The following is a 21,322-nucleotide window of genomic DNA, read 5'->3' on the forward strand; positions in this document are numbered from 1 at the left end:
TCGAGAGGTGAGCGACAACGAACTCGGGCTCTTCCTGCGCAGCCGCCGCGAAGCGGTGACGCCCGCGCAGGTCGGCCTGCCCACCGGCCCGCGGCGGCGCACCCCGGGCTTGCGGCGCTCCGAGCTGGCCACCTCGGCCGGGGTCAGCGTGGAATACGTCACGCGCCTCGAGCAGGGTCGTGACCGGCATCCCTCGCCACCGGTGCTTTCCGCGCTCGCGGACGCGTTGCGGTTGAGCCCCGCCGAGCGCATCCACCTGCACCGGTTGAGCAAGTCGGTGGACAGTGGGTTCACCTGCGTGGGCGACGCGCAGCCGCTGCGCGAGGTGCGGCCGACCGTGCGCGCGATCCTGGATCGGCTCGAACCCGCGCCCGCCGTAGTGGTCAACCGCCTCACCGAAGTGCTCGCCTACACCGCCGGTTACCACCGGCTGATGGCGCCGACCGGACTGTTCGACAGCCCGCATGCCCCGCCCAACCTGGCGCGTTTCGTCTTCCGCCTGCCCGGCGCCCGCAACATCTACCCGGACTGGGAGCACATCGCCGACGCGACGGTCGCCACATTGAAGCAAGGGCCGTTCCGAGCCGACCCGCATATCGCCGCCCTCGCCGACGAGCTCACCGTCACCGTGGGCCCGGCGTTCGCCGATCGGGTCGAGACGGTGCCGAGCCTGGCAGCCGCCACCGGCATCACCCGTCTCGCCCACCCCGGGGCCGGTTCGCTACGCCTGGCCTACGAATCCCTCGAACTCTCCGCCGACGACGACCAGCGGGTGATCGTCTACCTGCCCGCCGACGACGCCACGGCCGCCGCCCTCGACGCGCTCAACGGACGCCGTCCCGGCGGACTGCACGCGGTCTCGGGCTGAGCGGGCAGTACCCCGGCGCGGGCGGAGCACGAACTTCGACCACGGCCGGAATCAGTGGAGTTCGACACACCGCTCGGCCGGGCCCGGTCCGCCGGTCCGGCAAGACGACCGATCGGCCGCGACGGCATCTCGCCGTGCGAGAAAGCGGTCATCGACCCCACGAATTCCAATCACCAACTGCGCCAAGCGCGGTCGCCGTTTAGGGTGGAAACCCATGAGGCGTCCCTCACAGCAAACCCGCCCCGCGGGGAGCCGGGAACGTGCGTGTGACGTCCCGGCGACCCGACCGGCCGGCCCGCGCACGACGGTCCCCACCCCCGGCGACGCCGTCCCCGGTCATCCCGCGCGCACTCGTGTGCTGCCGCCGCAGAGGGGCAGCTAGGCTTGACGATCGTGCATCCTGACGTTTCCGCTGATCTCGCCGAACTCGACGCCACCCTGAAGACGGTCGAATCGGTCCTCGACATCGACGAGCTGCGCCGTCGTATCGACGAGCTCGAGCATCAGGCCGCCGACCCCGACCTGTGGAACGACCAGGACCACGCCCAGCAGGTCACCAGTGAGCTGTCACATGCCCAGGGCGAACTGCGCCGGGTGGAGGAGCTGCGCCAGCGGCTCGACGATCTGCCGGTGCTCTACGAACTGGCCGAGGGGGAAGAGGGCGAGGCCAGGACCAGCGCGCTCGCCGAGGCCGACGCCGAGCGGGTCGCGCTGCACAGCGACGTCGAGGCGATGGAGGTCCGCACGCTGCTGTCGGGCGAGTACGACAAGCGCGACGCGCTGGTGAACATCCGTTCCGGCGCCGGTGGCGTGGACGCCGCCGACTGGGCCGAGATGCTGATGCGCATGTACATCCGCTGGGCCGACCGGCACAAGTACGGGGTCGAGGTCTACGACACCTCCTACGCCGAGGAAGCGGGCATCAAGAGCGCCACCTTCGCGGTGAAGACGCCCTATGCCTACGGCACGCTGTCGGTCGAGATGGGCACCCACCGGCTGGTGCGGATCAGCCCGTTCGACAACCAGGGTCGCCGCCAGACCTCCTTCGCCGAGGTCGAGGTGCTACCCGTGGTCGAGACCACCGACCACATCGAGGTGCCGGAGACGGAGATCCGCGTCGACGTGTACCGCTCGTCGGGCCCGGGCGGCCAGAGCGTCAACACCACCGACTCCGCGGTCCGCATCACCCACCTGCCCACCGGCATCGTGGTCACCTGCCAGAACGAGAAATCGCAGCTACAGAACAAGATCTCGGCCATGCGCGTGCTGCAGGCCAAGCTCCTGGAGCGCAAGCGGCAGGAAGAGCGCGCCGAGATGGACGCGCTGAAGACCAACGAGGGTGCGTCCTGGGGCAATCAGATGCGCTCCTACGTACTGCACCCCTACCAGATGGTCAAGGACCTGCGGACGAACTACGAGGTCAACAATCCGTCGGCGGTGCTCGACGGCGACATCGACGGGTTCATCGAGTCGGGTATCCGCTGGCGAATGCGAGAGCAGGCGAGCTAGATGAATGTCGCGGGCATCCAGGCGATCGCTTCCACCGGTTTCACCACGTGGCTACGCGGCGCGGGCCTGGAGATCGTGCTGCTCATCCTCGGGGCCATCCTGTTCAGCCGGTTCGCCACCTACCTGAGGGACCGGGTAACCCGCCGGATCGACGCCGGATTCCACAGCAGCGACGCCCTGGTGCGCACCGAGGCGGCCAAGCATCGGCACGCGCTGGCCCAGGTGATCACCTGGGTGGTGCTGACCATCGTCTACGTCCTGATCACCATGGAGGTGCTGCGGCGCCTCGGCTTCGCCGTCACCGGCCTGGTGGCGCCCGCCGCGGTGCTCGGCGCCGCGCTCGGTTTCGGTGCGCAGCGCATCGTGCAGGACATTCTCGCCGGGTTCTTCCTGATCACCGAGCGGCAGTACGGGTTCGGCGATGTGGTCCGCATCGCGGTGACTGGAGCCGCGGAGCAGGCGGAAGGTACGGTCGAGGACGTCACGCTGCGGATCACCACGTTGCGCAACGCGGACGGTGAAGTGATCACGGTGCCCAACGGCCAGATCGTGAAGGTCACGAACCTGTCGAAGGACTGGGCACGCGCCGCGATCGACGTGCCGGTGGCCGCCAGCGCTGACATCACCAGGGTCAACGAGATCCTGCACGAGGTCGGTACAAAGGCGTACGAAGACGCTCGTCTGAAGCCGTTGCTGCTCGACGAGCCCACCGTCATGGGTGTGGAAGACCTCACCGTCGACCAGATGAACATCCGAATGGTTGCCCGGACGTTGCCGGGCAAACAGTTCGAAGTCGGCCGCGAGCTGCGCGTGCGAGTCGCCGCGGCGCTGCGCCGGGAGGGAATCAGTGAGACCACGTAGATCCACGGCGATCCTGATGGCAACCTGGGTCGCCACGTTCGTGCTGTACGTCTTCGTCAAACCCGACGAAACCACCACCCCTCCGGCCACCCTCGTCAACGCTGTTCCAGCAGCGGTGATCACGGAACCGCCGGGCCGCTGAGCCGAGCGCGACGGCCCGCCGCCACGCTGTCACCCATGGTTGACGACGCAGGCCGCGACCGGTTGCTGGTTACACTGGCTCCCCGTGATCACCATGCGGAACGTGACCAAGTCGTACAAGACCTCGACGCGACCCGCGCTGGACGACATCACCGTCGATGTGGGCAAGGGCGAGTTCGTCTTCATCATCGGACCGTCCGGCTCGGGCAAATCGACCTTCATGCGATTGCTGCTGAAGGAGGAGGCGCCGACGGCGGGCGAGATCAGAGTCGCCGATTTCCGGGTCGACCGGTTACCCGGCCGCAAGGTGCCCAAGTTGCGCCAGCGCATCGGATGCGTATTCCAGGACTTCCGGCTGCTGCAGCAGAAGACGGTGTACCAGAACGTCGCGTTCGCGCTGGAGGTGATCGGCAAGCGGCGCCAGTTCATCGACCGCACCGTTCCCGAGGTGCTCGACATGGTGGGGCTCGGCGGCAAGGCCGACCGGCTGCCGACTGAACTCTCCGGTGGTGAACAGCAGCGCGTCGCGATCGCGCGGGCGTTCGTGAACCGGCCGCTGGTCCTGCTGGCCGACGAACCGACCGGCAACCTCGATCCCGACACCAGCGCAGACATCATGATGCTGCTGGAGCGGATCAACCGCGTCGGCACCACGGTGGTGATGGCCACCCACGACAACCACATCGTCGACGCGATGCGAAGGCGGGTGGTGGAGCTAGATCACGGGCGCTTGGTGCGTGACGAGGCCACGGGCGTGTACGGGGTGGGCCGGTAATGCGCGCGAGCTTCCTGTTCGGCGAGGTCTTCGCGGGCCTGCGCCGCAATGTCACGATGACCATCGCGATGATCCTGACCACGGCGGTCTCGCTCACCATGCTCGGCGGCGGCCTGCTCGCGGTGCGCATCGCGGACAAGACCGAGCAGTACTTCCTGGACCGGCTGGAGGTGCGGCTGTACCTCACCGAGGACGTCTCGGCCAACGACCCGGACTGCTCGCAGGACCCGTGCCGGTCGCTCATGGCGGACCTGAAGGCCACCGGCGGCGTGGAGTCGGTCCAGTTCCTCAATCGGGAGGAGGCCGTCCGCGAGGCCAAGGAGAAGACCTTCAAAGACCAGCCCGAGCTGGCCAAATACGTCAGCGAGACGCCGCTGCCCGCGTCACTGCGGGTGAAGATGGAGGACGCGGAGCTCTATCCCACGATCTACGAGAAGTTCTACGATCGCCCCGGCGTCGGCATGGTGCGCAATGACAAGGACATCGTGGACCGGCTGGTCAGCCTGTTCGACGGGTTGCGCAACGCGGCCTTCGGTCTGGCCGTGCTGCAAGCGCTGGCCGCGGTGATGCTGATCGCCAACATGGTGCAGATCGCCGCGTTCACGCGGCGCACCGAGGTCGGCATCATGCGGTTGGTCGGTGCGACCCGCTGGTACACCCAGTTGCCGTTCCTGCTCGAGGCCATGGTCGCCGCGCTGGCCGGCTCGGTGCTCGCGGTGCTGGGTCTGCTCATCGCCCGCCCGCTGGTGATCGACCGCGCCCTCGGCGACCTGTTCGCCAGCAAGGTCTTCCCGCGCATCACCGGCGACGACATCGCGATGACCGCGCTGGTCATCGCCCCGGTCGGCATCGTCTTCGCGGCGATCACGGCCTACGCCACGCTGCGCTACTACGTGCGCGAGTGAGCGCCCGGAGCCGGTGGCCACCGCGCCACCGGCTCGTCCGTGCCCGGGGGCGAGCCCTCCCGCGAGGCGTAGCCCTCCCCCATGGGATGACGCATCGACTGCCACCGCGACCCGAATGCGCCCGCGGCCCACAGCGTCCACCCGAGTTCCGGCTTACCCGGTGAGGTGCACCGGGTAAGCCGGAGCCGGGCAGATTAATCCCCAAATCCCTGCTCGCTCAATGCGAAAGAGCGACAGCAAGCAGTATCCAAGATCAACTGAATCGGCATTCGCGACAGGATGCACATCTAAATAAATTACGAAAACTGTTGTACCGCAATATAAATCACTTGCGGCAAATGATCGTTACACGACCGCTGCTCGAACGAACAGAACCGGGCACGCTCTCCGCAAGGGCGATGTCACAATGCTTGAATTTCCATTGTTGGGAATATTAATAATATAATTCCATGGAAAACCTGACTCCTTGGAATAAAGCTGAAAACCAGAGTAGCCCGGCCGAAAATTCTGCCGATGAACCGACCGAGAAGGAAGGTGGGCTGCGTGTGGCCCTCAACGGGAACTGGGGTTACGTTTGGGCGGCAGTCGGCAGCCTGATCACCTTGGTCTTGCTGTTCCAGCCGTGGCTCACCGCGTCCGGACCCAACGGCAAAGCCGCGACCAACGCTTTCGGCCGCATCAACGCCTCTACCCGATACTTGACCGTCTGGTCGTCGACGAAACCAATGCCTTTAGCTCACATCACCGGTTTCTGGGCGCTCCTGACCACCGCCGCCATCATCGTCTGTGTGCTCACCGCGATGATCAATCTGCGGACCCGCAACAAGATACTCGAGCGCGTGACAGCGATATCCTCGGTGGCAGTAGCGATCTTCACGATCTGCACCCTGCTCTACATCAACAGCAAAGCGCCCGAACTCAAGGAAATGACCTCGCGCCGATGGGATTTGGGCGGGCAGCTCGGATCAGTGATGTCATGGGTTTTCGGCAACGACAAACTGCCGTTCCCCGGCATCAGCGAGACCCGATACTCCACCTCCAGCCTCACCCTCACGGCCCTACTTGCCTGCTTCACCTCTATCGGCTCGGCCCTGGCCGCCAGCATTCAGCATGTTTTCGCGGGCACCACCAAGCCTTTCCGCTTACTCTGGCGCCCTCCACCATCAGACCCCGACACCGACAGCACGTAGAGCACGCAGCCCGGATCATTTGCGCTCGCGGGCGGCCTCGGCGATGGCCACGGCGGCGGATACCGACGTCGCCCATCGGTGGATTCCGGCGATGGTTGGTCAACTCTGGCTGGACGGCCGGTGGCGGGGGTACCGCGCGGGGTACCACGCTCGCCAGGGCGATGAGCCCGATCGCCGACCACCCAGGTTCGGGCACTTGTCCAGCAAAGCGCGGATTCCCCGCGTATGCTGCACCTCGACGTCCTTCTTACTCCGGAGTAAGATAGCCTTACTCCAGAGTAAGATAGCTGGGAAGCACCGCACCGAATCCGTCCGAGAAAACAGGTGATGATGAGCACTCGAGACAGCGCAACGACGCGACGTCCAGACACGTCCGCGGTCGGCCTGACCCAACCCAAGCGGGATTGGATGGGCGCGGCGATGCGGGTCATGACGACCCTCACCGGGTCGGAACTCGCCGAGAAATACAACCTGCGCAAGCCGATCGAGCGCGTCACCTATGAGGGCACCAAGACCGGCTTCCGTACGCTCGGCGCGGCGACCCGCGCGTTCGCCAGGGTGGCGGGCAGCGGCGCGCCGAAGCGCCTGGCCACCAACGAGGCGAAGAACAAGGACTTCTTCGACCTGACGCCGTCCGACGAACAGCAGATGATCGTCGAGACGGTGCGGGAGTTCGCCGCCGAGATCCTGCGCCCGGCCGCCTACGAGGCCGACAACGCCGCCAACGCGCCCCGCGACCTGCTCGAGCGCGCCGCCGAACTCGGCATCACCCTGATCAACGTGCCCGAGGAACTCGAGGGTGCGGCCTCCGAGCGCGGTGCGGTGACCAACTCGCTGGTCGCCGAGGCGCTCGCGCACGGCGACATGGGCCTGGCCCTGCCCATCCTGGCGCCCAGCGGCGTCGCGGTCGCGCTCTCGCAGTGGGGCAGCGACGCGCAGCAGAAGACTTACCTGCCGTCCTTCACCGGTGAGAACGTGCCGCAGGCCTCCGTGGTGATCAGCGAGCCGCGCGCCCTGTTCGATCCGTTCGCCCTGGACACCAAGGCGGTGCGCTCGCCGAGCGGCTACCGCATCTCGGGCGTGAAGAGCCTGGTGCCCGCCGCGGCCGATGCCGAGCTGTTCCTCGTCGCCGCGGAGCTGGACGGCCGTCCCGCGCTGTTCATCGTCGAGTCGGACGCGCCGGGCCTGGTGGTGGAGGCCGATCCGAGCATGGGTCTGCGCGCCGCGGGCCTGGGCCGCCTGATCCTGGACAACGTCGCGGTCGGCACCGACGCCATCCTGGGCGATGGTGACGCGGCGACCCGCGCCGAGGAGTACGCCGACGCCGTGCGCCTGGCCCGCCTCGGCTGGGCTTCGCTGGCCGCGGGCACCGGTAAGGCCGTGCTGGACTACGTGATCCCGTACGTGAACGAGCGCGAAGCGTTCGGCGAGCCGATCTCGCACCGTCAGGCGGTCGCCTTCATGGTCGCCAACATCGCCATCGAACTCGACGGCCTGCGGCTGGTGACGCTGCGCGGCGCTTCGCGCGCGGAGCAGGGCCTGTCCTTCGGCCGCGAGGCGGCGCTGGCCCGCAAGCTCGCCACCGACAAGGGCATGCAGATCGGCCTCGACGGCGTGCAACTGCTCGGCGGTCACGGCTTCACCAAGGAACACCCGGTCGAGCGTTGGTACCGCGACCTGCGGGCCATCGGCATCGCCGAAGGTGTCGTGCTCATCTAACCGGCCCGTTCCGTTCTCCAGGAGACCTCACCCATGATCAATCTCGAACTCCCCAAGAAGCTGCGGGCCAGCGCGAACCAGGCGCACCAGGTCGCGCAGGAGATCTTCCGCCCGATCTCGCGCAAGTACGACCTCGCCGAGCACGACTACCCGGTCGAGCTGGACACCATGGCCGCCATGGTCGAGGGTCTGGCCGACTCCGGCACCCAGAAGATCGGCGGCGCCGCCGGTGGCCGTTCCGACGACAGCGACACCGACCGTCACGCTACCGAGCTGCTCGGGAACACCAACGGCGGCAACATGTCCGCGCTGCTGAACGCGCTGGAGACCTCCTGGGGCGACGTCGGCCTCATGCTGTCGATCCCCTACCAGGGCCTGGGCAACGCGGCCATCGCCGCCGTGGCCACCGACGAGCAGTTGAAGCGCTTCGGCAAGGTGTGGGCCTCGATGGCGATCACCGAGCCGTCGTTCGGCTCCGACTCCGCCGCCGTGTCCACCACCGCCGTGCTCGACGGCGACGAGTGGGTGCTCAACGGCGAGAAGATCTTCGTCACCGCGGGTCAGCGCTCGACCCACATCGTGGTCTGGGCGACGGTGGACAAGAGCCTCGGACGCGCGGCGATCAAGTCGTTCGTCGTGCCGCGCGACGCTCCCGGCCTCTCGGTGGCCCGGCTCGAGCACAAGCTCGGCATCAAGGCCTCCGACACCGCCGTGCTGCTGTTGCAGGACTGCCGGATTCCGAAGGACAACATCCTCGGCAGCCCGGAAGTCAACGTGGAGAAGGGTTTTGCCGGGGTCATGCAGACCTTCGACAACACCCGTCCGCTCGTCGCCGCGATGGCGATCGGCGTCGCCCGCGCCGCGCTCGAGGAGCTGCGCTCGATCCTGACCGGCGCCGGTGTGGAGATCTCCTACGACAGCCCGGCCAACAACCAGCACGCCGCCGCCGCCGAATTCCTGCGGATGGAAGCCGATTACGAGGCCGCCTACCTGCTCGCCCTGCGCGCCGCGTGGATGGCCGACAACAAGAAGCCCAACTCGCTCGAGGCGTCCATGTCCAAGGCGAAGGCGGGCCGCACCGGCACCGACGTCACCTTGAAGGCCGTCGAACTGGCCGGCGCCATCGGCTACTCCCAGCGCACCCTGCTGGAGAAGTGGGGCCGCGACTCGAAGATTCTCGACATCTTCGAAGGCACCCAGCAGATCCAGCAGCTCATCGTCGCCCGCCGCGTGCTGGGCAAGACCAGCGCCGAGCTGAAGTGATGCCGGCTTAGACGATCCGGTAACGAAATCCGGTGCGAGCTTCTCGGACTCGCACCGGATTTTTCGTTTCCAGTCCGTTGAGCAAAACGAATGACGTGTCCACCGAAGCGATTTGGCGATCAGGCAACTATGGCTTCCGGACCGGATGTTCCGTATCCTTCGCGCACATGTGGAGCATTGTTCTCATTTCGATTGTCAGTTGTTTCGTGATCGCCGCTGGATTCGCGTGGGGGCTGCCCGGCGACTGAGGCACCTCAGGACCTGGTTCGCTCGCCATGTCGGATGATGTCGCGGTGCGACGCTCCGACGAAGGATTCACGGTCGGCCACTTGTCCCGCTGCTTTCCGCATGCGTTCGTCGGCGATCCGGCGGTCGGTGTCGGCGAGGCATAGGAGGACCCGGGGCGTGCGGGTCGGCTCCTCGGTGACAGCGCTCACCCGCGCAGGTCGTTGACCTAACCATCCGACTGTTGAGCGGTTCGGTCCGGCGGGACGGGGGTCTGGCGCGCGAGCTGGGCGGCCGTGAGGTCGGCCGTCCAGAGGGGCTGGAGCATGTGCCAGTCGGCGGGGTGGGCGGCGATACCGGCGGCGAAGTGATCGGCCAGCGCCTGGGTGGTCTCGGCCACTCCACGGCTGGTGTCGAGCGGTGGATCCACGTGGACTCCCCACCCGTCCGGGGTGAACCAGCAGTGCACGGGAAGCAGTGGCGCGCCGGTGTCGATCGCCAGCCGGGCCGGACCGGCCGGTAGCCGAGCGGGCTCACCGAAGAAGGTGACTGGTACGCCCGTACCGGACAGGTCGCGTTCACCGAGCAGTCCGACTATTCGTCCCTGCCGGATCCTGGCGAGCAGCTGCGGGAACGGCGGCGTCGCGGTGCCGGTGAGCGGGATGATCTCGAAACCCAGACGTTCACGGAAACGGACGAAGCGCCGGAACAACGAATCCGGCGCGAGCCGCTCGGCGACCACAGTCGGCGAGCCGACGCGCTGCACCAGCCAGACTCCGGCCAGGTCCCAATTACCGCTGTGCGGCAGGGCGAGCACCGCGCCGGTGCCGCGGTCGACCGCCTGGTGGATGTGTTCCAGCCCGGACGCCGAGGATTCGATGGTGTCGGCCAGCCGCACCGGGTCCATCGACGGCAGCCGAAAGGCTTCCCGCCAGTACCGGGCATAGGAGCGCAGACTCGCCCGGACCAGCGCATGCGGCACCTCGTCCGGCGCGGTGCCCATGACACGGGAGAGATTGCGCCGCAATTGGTTCGGTCCACCGTCGCGGGCCGCGCGTTCGGCTCCCGCGTCGAAGAGGCGGACGGCCAGCGGTTCCGGCAGGGCGCGCACCAGCCGCCAGCCGGCGGCGTAACCCAGGTCCCAAACCCGGCCGGCCGGATGCACTAATCGCCGCCGGAGTCGACCGGTCCCGCTTCGTCGGTCGCCGCGGACGGCGTCGCGGCGACGACGTCGCTGAATACGGGCACGGGAACTCCGGCCGCAGGCGCGCCGACCTCGGCGGGCTCACTCGGATGGCTGAACAAAGGTGACCGGTTACTTCGATGCATTTTCTGGATTCTCCGCTCATTCGCGATCGATGACGCCCGATTGGGTGGCACACCGTACAGATACGGTCACCGCCGCCGCGGATTCGGCGGTCGCCTCGAAACCCACACTACCCTCGGCCAGACCATACGGAACGGTTTATCGAGGATGCGCCCACGCAGCCCCTGGTCGGCAGCCACATCGCTTGGCGCCATGATGTCGACCACGGAATGTCCCAACGCCGTCGGCGGCCCGTTTCGTAGGGCGGCGCGGGGCGCGGAAACCGTTGCGCCCCTAGGATCCATCGCGCTCGACCCGCTGACGGGCACGCCGCTGCGTCGATGAGTCAACGACACGATCACACCATTCGGCGTTCACCCCTGGACAGGTGGCGCACCGACCAGGCAGCCTATCGCCCTGAGTCGCTGGATCGACGAATCAGCGGACGTATTTTCACTCGAGCTGTACCAGAAAACTTCGAGGAGAACTGGTTATGCAACGACTGAGTCTTACGCGTCGCCTCGCTACCGCCTTCGCCGCCTCCGCGGTGTTGGTAGCGCCCTTCGCCGGGCACGCCGCCGCGCAGCCTGCCACAGTGGACTGGACTGCCGCCGCGCAGCAACTGCGTGCCGCCGCGGCCGGGAACGCGGCAGCCGAGCAGGCAATCGATCGGCTGATCGCCTCCGGGCAGCTGGCCGAGGCCGAGCAGGCGGCCTTGCCCGCGCAACCGTTCCAGATTCCCGCGCAGTCGGACATCGGACGCGGCGAGGGGCCTGGCGTCTACGGATCGGGCATCGCCCTCGGGGTCGACGGATTGCGCCTCGGGTTCTTCGGCGGGCCGGGCACCATCTCGCCGAACCAGGGCGGCGCGAAGCTCGAGGTGCTGTGGATCAACCTGGCCAACGGACGCAGCGGCACCGAACTCCTCTACGAGCACAACGATGTTCCGGTGGACACCACCATTCGCACCCGCGCCCTGGACACGGCGCGGGTCCGGTCGTCGCCGCGGTGTACGGATCGTTGTGGCACCGCTGGTCGGTGCCCGTGAGCGACGAGAACCCGGACGGATACGCCTACCGGCTGGGCACGATCTCGGTCCCGTCGTTCGGCGCCGTCTACAACTGAGATCCGCGGGCTCCGGCTCCCGCCGCCCGCGGGACCGGAGCCCTCGGTTTGTCGGAGAATACGTACTTCCGTAACTTTTGGATCCGTGAGTCTGGAAGACCGAGTCGCCGAGCTGGAGCGGCGGCTCAGCGCGCTGGAAGAGACAGTACGGCCGGAGAGCCTTCCTCCGGTCACCGCGGAGTGGGCGGTGGCTCGCCTGCGGGAGGAGTTCGCGGCGGCCGACGAGCCCAACGGCGGCGTCGTCTTCGCCGGGTCGGTCCGCCTGCCCAACGACCAGCAGCGCGCATGGCAGGCCAGGTTCACCACCGGTGACCTGATCGAGGACGACTGGGCCGAGACCGCCGAATGCCTTGCCGCATTGGGCAGCCCGGTCCGGCTGCGTCTGCTGCGCGAGATCATGGGCGGGCGCAGAACCGCGGCCGAACTCGCCGGAGTAGACGGCGTCGGCGACTCCGGCCAGATCTATCACCATCTGCGGCAGCTGGCCGCGGTGGGCTGGCTGCACACCGCGGGCCGTGGCCGGTTCGAGGTCCCGGCCGCCAGGGTGGTTCCGTTACTGGTCGCCCTCGCCAGCGCCAGGCGCTGATCCGGGCGCCGCAGCGGCGGCGACGTATCCGGCGGTGGCGAGCACCGCGCCCATCTGCTCGTAGGCCGCACGTTCCCGGGGCGCGACCGTGGCGAGGCCGTCGACGTAGCGGTTGAACATGCAGAACGCGGCCGCTACCAGCACCGCGTCGTGGATGTCCTCGTCTTTCGCGCCCGCCGCGCGCGCCTGCTCGACGTCCTCGGCAGTCACCGCCAGCCCCGACTGCCGCACCTTGTCCGCGATCCTCAGCAGCGCACGGAGTTTCGGATCTATCGCGGCGGACTCCACGTCTTCGATGACGGCATCGATCACGTCGCGACCGCCGTCCACCAACGCCGCCGCCGTCGCCGCGTGCGACTGTGTGCAGAAATAGGTCTCGTTGCGCGAGGACACGTACGCGGCGATCGTCTCGCGCTCCCCCGGCGTCAGCGGAGACAACCCACGCAACAAGGTTTGCGCGAATTCGCTCAGCGCCGCGCCGGTTTCGGGTTTGAACGCGAACAGACTCCGGATGCCGGGCAGATCGCCGGGAACATCGATGAACGGTTGGCGGTCCTGCGGAGCGGACATCGGCCGCATCTCCCTTCGAGCGGGATCGAGACGTTGCGAGGGTAGCGCTACTGACCGGTAGCCACTAGCCGAAACCCGGAATCGGGCCGCGCACCGCTCCTACCAGCGGCGGACGCTACCGATCCGAGACTGATTTGTCCGGTTCAATTGTGACCTGTCACACTCCGCACTGCTACGGTGGCAAGTCAACACGCCGTACCGGTTCGCTAGGTCGAGGACCGACGCGAGGGTTTTGTGGAGGTAATTCGACATGAACTTGGCCCACACGCTGGAGGCCGTGAAGGCGCTGGGTGTGCTGCGCTCCCGAGGTGTCACCGATCCCCGGAAGCCACTGGAGACGCTGCGGACGATGAAGGAGTCGCGCATCCTCGGCCCCCAGGCCACCTTGATCAGGCACTCCGCGCGGGTGGCGCCGGACGCGCCCGGCATCGTGGACGAGGCAGGCGCCCTGACCTACCGCGAACTGGACGACCGGTCCACGGCCGTCGCCCGCGGATTGCAGGCGGCGGGCATCACCGAGGGCATGGTGATCGGCCTGCTCGCGCGCGACCACCGCGGCCTGATCATCGCCATGGCCGCCGCGGGCAAGCTCGGCGTGCGGGTGGCGCTGATGAACACCGGGTTCGCCAAGCCGCAGTTCGCCGAGGTGTGCCAGCGCGAGAAGGTCAGGGCCGTGCTGCACGACAGCGAGTTCCTCGGCCTGCTCGACGCGCTGCCCACCGACCTGCCGCGCTACCTCACCTGGGTCGACGAGGGCACCGCACTGCCCGAGGGCGCGCAGACCATCGACGATCTGGTCGCCGCCAACTCCGCCGACCCGCTGCCCGCGCCGAGCAAGCCCGGCGGCTTCATCATCCTGACCAGTGGCACCACCGGCCTGCCGAAGGGTGCGCCGCGCACCAAGGTCACTCCGCTGTCCACCGCGCAGATGGTCGATCGCATCCCGTTCCCGCAGCGTGGCACCCAGGTGATCGTCTCGCCGATCTTCCACAGCACCGGCCTGGCCACCTGGCTGGTCGGCGCGGCCCTGTCCAACAAGGTGGTGGTGCGCCGCCGGTTCGACGCCGAGGCGACGCTCGCCCTGGTCGCCGAGCACAAGGCCGACATGCTCGTGGCGGTGCCCACGATGCTGCACCGGATGGTCGAGCTCGATCCGGCGATCCGGGCGAAGTACGACACGTCCTCCCTGAAGGCGATCGTGCTGGCCGGTTCGGCGCTGTCGCCCGAACTCACCATCAAGGCCACCGAGGCGTTCGGCCCGGTGCTCTACAACCTCTACGGCTCCACCGAGTGCGCCGTGGCGACCGTGGCGAATCCGGAGGATCTCGCCCTCGCGCCCGGCACCGTCGGGCGCGCCCCGATCACCTGCGAAGTGCGGCTCTATGACGACAACGACCAGCGCGTCACCGCGATCAACACCACGGGGCGGATCTTCATCCGCAGCGGCGCGCCGTTCGAGGGCTACACCGACGGCAGGCACAAGCAGATCATCGACGGCTACATGTCCAGCGGCGACGTCGGCCATTTCGACGACAACGGCCTGCTCATGGTGGACGGCCGCGACGACGACATGATCGTCTCCGGCGGCGAGAACGTCTTCCCGCAGGAGGTGGAGAACCTGCTGCTGGAACGGCCCGACGTCTTCGACGTGGCGGTGGTCGGCGTGGACGACGTGGAATTCGGAAAGCGCCTGCGCGCCTTCGTCGTCCCCGAGCCGGGCCAATCCCCCGACGGCGAGGAGATCAAGGCGTACGTGAAGAACAACCTGGCGCGGTACAAGGTGCCGCGCGAGGTGGTCTTCCTCGACGACCTGCCGCGCAACGCGACCGGCAAGCTGCTGCGCCGCGTGCTGGTGGACTACGAGGTCCAGGCCTGATCCGCAGCGGGCCGGGCTCCCGCGCCCGGCCCGCTACCAGCGGGTAGCACCCGCTGAGATACATGACACAGCCGGTTACACGAGCTTGCTACTGTTAGCGCCAGCACTGGGTATCGAAATTGCGGTCCGCACCACCCGGAGGACCACCGGGTGACACCGCCGGAAGGTTGTCGTCGATGTCTCTTTCCCTCCCCGCGCTGGGCGGCACCGCCCGCAAGGCGGGCGATCTGGCCCTTGGCGTGAACGTGATGGTCAAGCGGCGGCTGTTCAATCCGCTGCGCCCCGACCACGCGGCGCGGTCGGCGTTCAATATCTTGAAGTTCGGCCCGTTCGCCGGGGTCGTCATGCACGCCGCGCAGACCAGGCCGCATGCCGTGGCCATCGTCGACGAAGGCGGGGAGCTGACCTTCGGCCAGCTCAACGAGCAGTCGAACGCCCTCGCCCGCGGATTGCAGAACAAAGGCATCAATCCCGGTGACGTGGTGGCGATCCTGGCCCGCGACCACCGCGGCATGGTGCTGAGCCTGCTGGCCACCGGCAAGCTCGGCGTGCGCGGGGTGCTGATGAACACCGGGTTCGCCAAGCCGCAGTTCGCCGACGTGGCCGAGCGGGAGAACGTCAAGGCGGTGCTGCACGACAGCGAGTTCATCGACCTGATGAGCGCCATCCCCGCCGCGATCCCGCGCATCCTCACCTGGGTGGACGAGAAGGACAACGCCGATCCCGCGGTACCGACCATCGACTCGCTGATCACCGGGCAGTCCGGCGCCGCGCTGCCCGCGCCCGCCAAGCCGGGCGGCATAGTCATCCTGACCAGCGGGACGACCGGCACCCCCAAGGGCGCGCCACGCGACCGGGTCAGCCCCTTCGCCTCGGCTCAGTTCATCGACCGGGTGCCGCTGCCCAACAACGGCACCATGCTGATGGCGGCGCCGATCTTCCACGGCACCGGCCTGTCCCAGTTCACCCTCGGTCTCGCGCTGGGCAATCGGGTGGTCTTCCAGCAGCGCCGCTTCAATCCCGAGCAGACGCTGGCGAATATCCAGACCTACAAGGCGGATTCGCTGGTCGTGGTCCCGACCATGTTGCAACGCATCCTCGACCTGGATGCGGACGTGCTGGCGAAGTACGACGTCAGCAGCGTCAAGGTGATCTTCGCGGCGGGCTCGGCCATCGCGCCCGACGTGGTAACCCGCACGCTGGACCACTTCAACGACAGCCTCTACAACCTCTACGGCTCCACCGAGTGCGCCGTCATGACGGTCGCCACCCCCGAGGATCTGCGCAAGGCGCCGACCACCGCGGGCAAGGCGCCGGTCGGCATCCGGATCGTGCTGCTGGACGAGAACCGCAAGCCGATCACCGAGCCGAACGTCACCGGAACCATCTTCGTGGACAACGGCTTCGCCTTCACCGGCTACACCGACGGCCGTACCAAGGAGGTCGTCGACGGCATGATGTCCAGCGGCGACGTGGGACATTTCGACTCCGACGGCCTGCTCTACATCGACGGTCGCGACGACGACATGATCGTCTCCGGCGGCGAGAACGTCTTCCCGCTCGAGGTGGAGAACCTCATCGCGGGCCGCGACGACATCTTCGAAGCCGCTGTCGTCGGCGTGGACGACCGTGAGTTCGGCAAGCGGCTGCGTGCCTTCGTCGTCCCCGGCCCCGACTCCAAGCGCGACCCGCAGGAGATCAAGGACTACGTCAAGGCGAACCTCGCCCGCTACAAGGTTCCGCGCGAGGTGGTCTTCCTCGACGAGCTGCCCCGCAACGCGACCGGCAAGCTGCTACGCAAGCCGCTGATCGAGATGGAGGTCGAGGCGGGCTGACGGCGCGCGGACCGGGTCTTCCGGGGTGGCGTATGCCGCTCCCCGGAAGACCGACCTATTTCCACTCGGAAACCGCACGTCACGTCGCCTATCGGCGCCTGCCGACGCGGTCGAGCGCCTGCAATCGGTCGGCTATCATCAGCGGGTGAGTTATGAGTTCGACCGGTCTGCCGCGGGACGTCGCGGCGCCGTCGCGCGGCTGCGCGGTGGTTCGGCCGGTGCGATCTCGGGGGCCGTTTCCGTAGCGGCGCACGGCTGGGCTTCGGGCGGCATGTTGCCGGACACCACCGCGGTGGCGCTGCTCGCCGCCGCGTCCGCCGTGATCGGCGCGCTGGTGGCGAGCCTGGCCCCGTTGCGCGAGACGTCGTCCGGGCTGATCGCGGCGCTGGTCGCCGGGCAGCTGCTCGGGCACTTCACCATGGGGATCAGCTCGGGGCACCTGCACCACGGTGATGCCCAGCTGACTCCGGCCATGCTCGTCGCCCACCTGTGCGCGGCCTTCGCGGCGGCCATCGTGATCCGCGGCGCGGAGACCGCGTACCGGATCGGGACCGCGGTGCTGCGCCGCGTGCTCCCGCTGCGCCACACCCCGCCCCTCGTCACCGAGCGCGTCGCTCTGCGGACGCTCCACCGCGATCGGGTCGTCCTGCGCGTGTTCGCCGCGGAGGCGTTGCGCACGCGGGCTCCGCCCTTCGCGGTCGTTCTCTGATTTCCACCCCCCACCCGGTGCACGTGGCGCCGTGGCGCGAGTACTGCTCACCGTCATGGTCTTTCCCGTGCAGCACGCCTATCGCCGCGCACTCTCGTGCCCATACCTGAGCGTGCCGACGCGATGTGCCGTCCGGGTCGCGAACCATCCTTCCGAGCCGCGGTGCGATCACGCTTCCCCTGATGAGCGCGTTCACCGTCGGCCGAAAGGCCGCCGCTTCCGGTAGTTCGGCGACCAGCGTCCGCGAGGTACGCGCTGTCGCCGCAGTGGCCGCTTGTCCCCGGCCACCGGGAAGCGGTGTGCGCCCGTCCGGGGTTCCCGCCGTGAGAAACGAAACGACCGTGAGTACAACAGAAACCATCACTTCCGACGCCGACTTGCCGGAGACGTCGGACTCCCCCGCCGCCGCCCGCCGGACCACCGCGCGCAACAGCCTGTACGCGCTGGCCATGCGGCTGCACTTCTACGCAGGAGTGTTCGTCGGGCCGTTCATCCTCATAGCGGCCGTCACCGGCGCGCTCTACGCGATCTCGCCGACGCTCGAGTCGATCGCGTCGCGCGACCTGCTGACGGTCACCGAGAGCGGAACGCCGAAGCCGCTGGCGGACCAGGTCGGCGCGGCCGTCGCCACCCGGCCGGATCTGCCGCTCGTCGCCGTCGCCCCGGCGGCCGGCGCCGAAGACACCACTCGCGTGCTGTTCAGCGACCCGTCGCTGGGCGAATCCGAGCGGCGGGCGGTGTTCGTGAACCCCTACACCGCGCAGCCGGTGGGCGATGCCGTCGTGTACGGCAGCTCCGGTGCGCTGCCGATGCGCACCTGGATCGATCGGTTGCACCGAGACCTGCATCTGGGCGAGCCCGGCCGGCTCTACAGCGAACTCGCCGCGTCCTGGCTGTGGATCGTCGCGCTGGCCGGTCTTCTCATCTGGGTGCGCCGGGTGCGGGCCCGCCGGGCCCGCGACGGCTGGGGATGGCTCTGGGCGGTCGACCGGTCACAGCGCGCGCGGGGCCGCACCCTGAACTGGCACGGCGCGGTCGGGATGTGGGTGCTTGCGCTCGTGCTACTGCTGTCGGCCACCGGCATGACCTGGTCGACCTACGCGGGCGAGAACATCACCGAACTGCGTGAGCAGTTCAGCTGGACCACACCCGCGGTCAGCACCGCCTTGCCCGGAGCCGTTGCTTCCGAGCATGATTCGAGCTCCGACCACCATGGCGGCGGCCACGCGGAGCACGCACCCGCCGACCCGGCAGACCGGATCGCCCAGCTGGATCGGGTGTACGCGAGCGCCCGCGCAGAAGGCATCACGCAGGCGGCCGAGATCGCCGTCCCGGCCGCGCCGGGCAAGGCGTTCGCGGTGAAGGAACGCCGGATGTCCGGCGTCTACACCGTCGACTCGGTGGCCGTCGACGGCGCGACCGGCGCGGTCACCGATCGACTGCCCTATGCCGAGTGGCCGCTGATGGCCAAGCTCACCAACTGGGGCATCCAGTTCCACATGGGGCTGATGTTCGGGCTGCTCAATCAGTTGTTGCTGCTCGCGGCGATGATCGGCCTGACCACCGTGATCGTGCGCGGCTACCTGATGTGGTGGCGCCGACGGCCGACCCGGGATGCGGGCCGGTTCGCCCTCGGCCGGGCTCCGCGACGCGGCGCGCTGCGCAAGTCCTCGCTGCGGCTGGTCGTTCCACTGGCGGCCGCCGCGCTGGTGGTGGGGTCGTTCGTCCCGCTGGTCGGGTGGAGCCTGCTCGTCTTCCTCGCGATCGACGTGCTGATCGGCGTTGCCGGACGCAGGCGCGCCACCGCGTGACCACGGGCGAAAGCCCGTTCTTCCACGACCTACCGAACCTCACAAGGTATGGCCGTCGCTTCGCCATGCCTCCGAAACCAAGGATTTCCATGCACATCACGAAACTCGCCCTGGCCGCGGCATTCACGACCGCCGCCGTGTGCATCTGCGCGGGCACGAGTTCCGCCGCGCCCGCCGTTCCCGTCGACGCCGCGTCCGCGGAGGCCGCGTCTACCGAGACTGCCGCCGGGAGTGTCGGATTCACCGCACACGCCACCGAGACCTCCAGCATCATCACCACCGATTCCGGCTCGCTGGTGGTCGAGGACCAGGTGCTGAAGCTGAAGGCCGCCGACGGCACCGTCGTCGCGGGCGCGCCGTTGACCTTCCACCTCGACGAGTTCGAATTCCCCATCGCCGCCGAAATCTCCGAACGCACCGCGACGCTGACGCCACAGTTCGACCTGGCGCACGCGACCTATAAGCCGGTCGCCCTGCCGTTCGAGGACAAGGCGCCGTGGAAGACCGAGTACGACCGTGAGCAGGCCGCCTGGTCCCGTTTGACCAGCACCGTCTCCATGGGCGCCACCATCGGCACGCTGGTCGGCGGTATCGGCGGCGCCTCGGTCGGCTGCATCCTCGGCGGCATCGCCGGAGCGACCGTCGCCGCGGCCACCATCGTCGGCATGTTCGGCCCGTTCATCCCGGCCGCCGCCGTCGGCTGCCTCGGCGGCATCGTCGCCGTCGGCGCCCTCGGCACGGTGGCGGGCCAGATCCTGGTGACGGCCCCGGTCGCCATCGGCGCGGCGATCATGTACTTCAGCACGATCAATTCGCCCATGCCCAAGGCACCTGAACCCCAGAAGTAACCTTCTCGCCGAAGTCCCGGCACCGGTGCCGGGGCTTCGGCGTGAGCCGGGGAGGTACGGGAGTATTCATTTCCGACTCGGTCATCGGGCTGTTTTCTGGTCAAGAAGAATCACAGGGCTTGCGCGTGGTTAGAGCTTCGCCGATTCCATGCCACCGAGTAGCGACCCGGGAGTGCGGCAGCGTCGATCTTTAGGGGAAAAATCCGACCGCGAATACGAAAATTTCTCATACCCGACGCCTATCGACAGTGCTCAGGTTGAGGGTGAAAGATTATACGCGACGGTCACTGTCGCCCGTCCGGGGGAAATCCAACAACATCGTCCGATGATTGGACTTCCAATGTTTATCAAGAAATTGGTGGCTACCGCCCTGTTGGCCGTCGCGTCAACGGGCATAGCAATGGCCACAGCACACGGTGAGGGCACCCTGGCAGACCTCACGATGAACGGGGTGGATGGGCCTATCTCCTACACGACAACGCTCGCGGCGGATCACCGCACGGCTACGGTCGACCTGGCTTCGGGACGGTTCGAAGTCACACCGGCCGCGGTCAACGTGCTCTCCGACGAGGGCACGATCGTCGGCGCGATCCCGACGACACTGCGTATGGAGACCGGTCAGAACTTCAGCGTCATACCATCGGTCGACCCGTCGGCTAGGACACTGACGCTGACACCGGCGGCCGGTGTGCCGTCGCCCGGCGCGGTCGCACCCGAGGTGCAGGGCTTGATGCACGACGCCCTGTTCGGCGGCGCCGTGCTCGGCGCGGCGATCGGTTGCGCGATCGGCATTGCCATCGGCATCTGGTTCTTCATCGTCGGCGCCGTCATCGGTTGCGCGGTCGGCGCAGCCGTCGGCGCGTGGTTCGGCTTCTTCTTCACGCCGTTCTGATCGATACGGAGGACCGAATTCCAAGTATCTACACGAGCCGGGTGGGTCACGGACCCGCCCGGCTTTCTCTGTGAAAGCGCGCCGGGCGCGATATGCGCGGCCTACATCATGTCGTCGCTATCGCGAGGTCGGCGAGCAGGGTGCGTACATGTCGTTCGATCTGGTGGCGGATGGCACGCACGGTGTCGTGATCTTGCCCGGCGGGGTCGTCGAGTTTCCCGTCGAGATAACGGGGTTTTTCCCGGATAGTAGGGGCAAGCGTCACCGCCACCCGTGGTGATGACGGCATCGGAGGCTTCGACGGCTTC

General features: G+C 67.9%; 21 protein-coding genes. 17 read left to right on the plus strand and 4 right to left on the minus strand.

Features of this window, described 5'->3' with window-relative positions:
• The first annotated feature begins 7 nt into the window (after positions 1–7).
• From NA8_RS02585 to NA8_RS02620, 9 genes are all read left to right on the plus strand, one after another.
• On the plus strand, positions 8–868 hold the full coding sequence (locus NA8_RS02585) for a helix-turn-helix transcriptional regulator (RefSeq protein ID WP_063048706.1): 861 nt from the start codon (positions 8–10) through the stop codon (positions 866–868).
• A 393-nt stretch (positions 869–1,261) separates the two neighbouring features.
• On the plus strand, positions 1,262–2,377 hold the full coding sequence (prfB, locus tag NA8_RS02590) for a peptide chain release factor 2 (RefSeq protein ID WP_063048767.1): 1,116 nt from the start codon (positions 1,262–1,264) through the stop codon (positions 2,375–2,377).
• Positions 2,378–3,238 (plus strand): mechanosensitive ion channel family protein, encoded by an 861-nt coding sequence (locus NA8_RS02595; RefSeq protein WP_062969381.1) that lies wholly within the window; start codon positions 2,378–2,380, stop codon positions 3,236–3,238.
• A gap of 16 nt (positions 3,239–3,254) precedes the next feature.
• Positions 3,255–3,380, plus strand: coding sequence for a hypothetical protein (locus tag NA8_RS35445; protein WP_281032555.1), 126 nt, complete (start codon positions 3,255–3,257; stop codon positions 3,378–3,380).
• Positions 3,381–3,464: 84 nt separating this feature from the next.
• A complete protein-coding gene (ftsE, locus tag NA8_RS02600) occupies positions 3,465–4,154 on the plus strand; it encodes a cell division ATP-binding protein FtsE (protein ID WP_040868868.1) in 690 nt (229 codons plus the stop codon).
• Positions 4,154–5,059, plus strand: coding sequence for a permease-like cell division protein FtsX (gene ftsX / locus NA8_RS02605; RefSeq protein ID WP_062969379.1), 906 nt, complete (start codon positions 4,154–4,156; stop codon positions 5,057–5,059). The genes ftsE and ftsX overlap by 1 nt, the downstream gene beginning before the upstream one ends.
• 449 nt (positions 5,060–5,508) lie before the next feature.
• Positions 5,509–6,249: a hypothetical protein gene (locus NA8_RS02610; protein ID WP_157106481.1), complete on the plus strand. Its 741-nt coding sequence runs from the start codon at positions 5,509–5,511 to the stop codon at positions 6,247–6,249.
• 324 nt (positions 6,250–6,573) lie between these two features.
• Positions 6,574–7,968, plus strand: coding sequence for an acyl-CoA dehydrogenase family protein (locus tag NA8_RS02615; RefSeq protein ID WP_439957359.1), 1,395 nt, complete (start codon positions 6,574–6,576; stop codon positions 7,966–7,968).
• A gap of 33 nt (positions 7,969–8,001) precedes the next feature.
• A complete protein-coding gene (locus NA8_RS02620) occupies positions 8,002–9,231 on the plus strand; it encodes an acyl-CoA dehydrogenase family protein (RefSeq protein WP_062969375.1) in 1,230 nt (409 codons plus the stop codon).
• A 454-nt stretch (positions 9,232–9,685) separates the two neighbouring features.
• On the opposite strand, the gene NA8_RS02625 is transcribed toward NA8_RS02620, so the two are convergent.
• On the minus strand, positions 9,686–10,621 hold the full coding sequence (locus tag NA8_RS02625) for a phosphatidylinositol mannoside acyltransferase (protein ID WP_063048709.1): 936 nt from the start codon (positions 10,619–10,621) through the stop codon (positions 9,686–9,688).
• The gene (locus NA8_RS33400; protein WP_157106482.1) at positions 10,621–10,785 is read right to left on the minus strand and encodes a hypothetical protein; all 165 of its coding nucleotides are present in this window, start codon (positions 10,783–10,785) and stop codon (positions 10,621–10,623) included. Before NA8_RS33400 ends, NA8_RS02625 begins: the two co-directional genes overlap by 1 nt.
• Before the next feature lie 470 nt (positions 10,786–11,255).
• On the opposite strand from NA8_RS33400, the gene NA8_RS02630 reads away from it, so the two are divergent.
• Both NA8_RS02630 and NA8_RS02635 read left to right on the plus strand, forming a co-directional pair.
• Positions 11,256–11,810: a hypothetical protein gene (locus NA8_RS02630; protein WP_245663642.1), complete on the plus strand. Its 555-nt coding sequence runs from the start codon at positions 11,256–11,258 to the stop codon at positions 11,808–11,810.
• A gap of 162 nt (positions 11,811–11,972) precedes the next feature.
• A complete protein-coding gene (locus NA8_RS02635; protein WP_063048710.1) occupies positions 11,973–12,473 on the plus strand; it encodes an ArsR/SmtB family transcription factor in 501 nt (166 codons plus the stop codon).
• Here the strand turns inward: NA8_RS02635 and NA8_RS02640 are convergent.
• The gene (locus tag NA8_RS02640; protein WP_063048768.1) at positions 12,441–13,043 is read right to left on the minus strand and encodes a carboxymuconolactone decarboxylase family protein; all 603 of its coding nucleotides are present in this window, start codon (positions 13,041–13,043) and stop codon (positions 12,441–12,443) included. The two genes, NA8_RS02635 and NA8_RS02640, sit on opposite strands and share 33 nt — an antisense overlap.
• A gap of 250 nt (positions 13,044–13,293) precedes the next feature.
• Between NA8_RS02640 and NA8_RS02645 the strand changes: the two genes are divergently transcribed.
• The 6 genes from NA8_RS02645 (at position 13,294) to NA8_RS02670 (ending at position 21,014) form a co-directional block, all read left to right on the plus strand.
• On the plus strand, positions 13,294–14,919 hold the full coding sequence (locus tag NA8_RS02645; RefSeq protein WP_063048711.1) for an acyl-CoA synthetase: 1,626 nt from the start codon (positions 13,294–13,296) through the stop codon (positions 14,917–14,919).
• Between the two features lie 176 nt (positions 14,920–15,095).
• On the plus strand, positions 15,096–16,754 hold the full coding sequence (locus NA8_RS02650; RefSeq protein WP_063048712.1) for an acyl-CoA synthetase: 1,659 nt from the start codon (positions 15,096–15,098) through the stop codon (positions 16,752–16,754).
• A gap of 145 nt (positions 16,755–16,899) precedes the next feature.
• Positions 16,900–17,463 carry a hypothetical protein gene (locus tag NA8_RS02655; RefSeq protein WP_169810443.1) on the plus strand — a complete coding sequence of 188 codons (564 nt, stop codon included), beginning with the start codon at positions 16,900–16,902 and terminating at the stop codon, positions 17,461–17,463.
• Between the two features lie 341 nt (positions 17,464–17,804).
• A complete protein-coding gene (locus NA8_RS02660; RefSeq protein WP_245663643.1) occupies positions 17,805–19,274 on the plus strand; it encodes a PepSY-associated TM helix domain-containing protein in 1,470 nt (489 codons plus the stop codon).
• Positions 19,275–19,363: 89 nt separating this feature from the next.
• Positions 19,364–20,122: a DUF8020 domain-containing protein gene (locus tag NA8_RS02665; protein ID WP_063048714.1), complete on the plus strand. Its 759-nt coding sequence runs from the start codon at positions 19,364–19,366 to the stop codon at positions 20,120–20,122.
• A 172-nt stretch (positions 20,123–20,294) separates the two neighbouring features.
• Positions 20,295–21,014: a DUF8020 domain-containing protein gene (locus tag NA8_RS02670; RefSeq protein ID WP_245663644.1), complete on the plus strand. Its 720-nt coding sequence runs from the start codon at positions 20,295–20,297 to the stop codon at positions 21,012–21,014.
• A gap of 106 nt (positions 21,015–21,120) precedes the next feature.
• On the opposite strand, the gene NA8_RS33405 is transcribed toward NA8_RS02670, so the two are convergent.
• Positions 21,121–21,303: a hypothetical protein gene (locus tag NA8_RS33405; RefSeq protein WP_157106483.1), complete on the minus strand. Its 183-nt coding sequence runs from the start codon at positions 21,301–21,303 to the stop codon at positions 21,121–21,123.
• Positions 21,304–21,322 lie beyond the last annotated feature (19 nt).

The sequence above is a fragment of the Nocardia arthritidis NBRC 100137 genome (genome assembly GCF_001612765.1).
GTDB lineage: Bacteria > Actinomycetota > Actinomycetes > Mycobacteriales > Mycobacteriaceae > Nocardia > Nocardia arthritidis.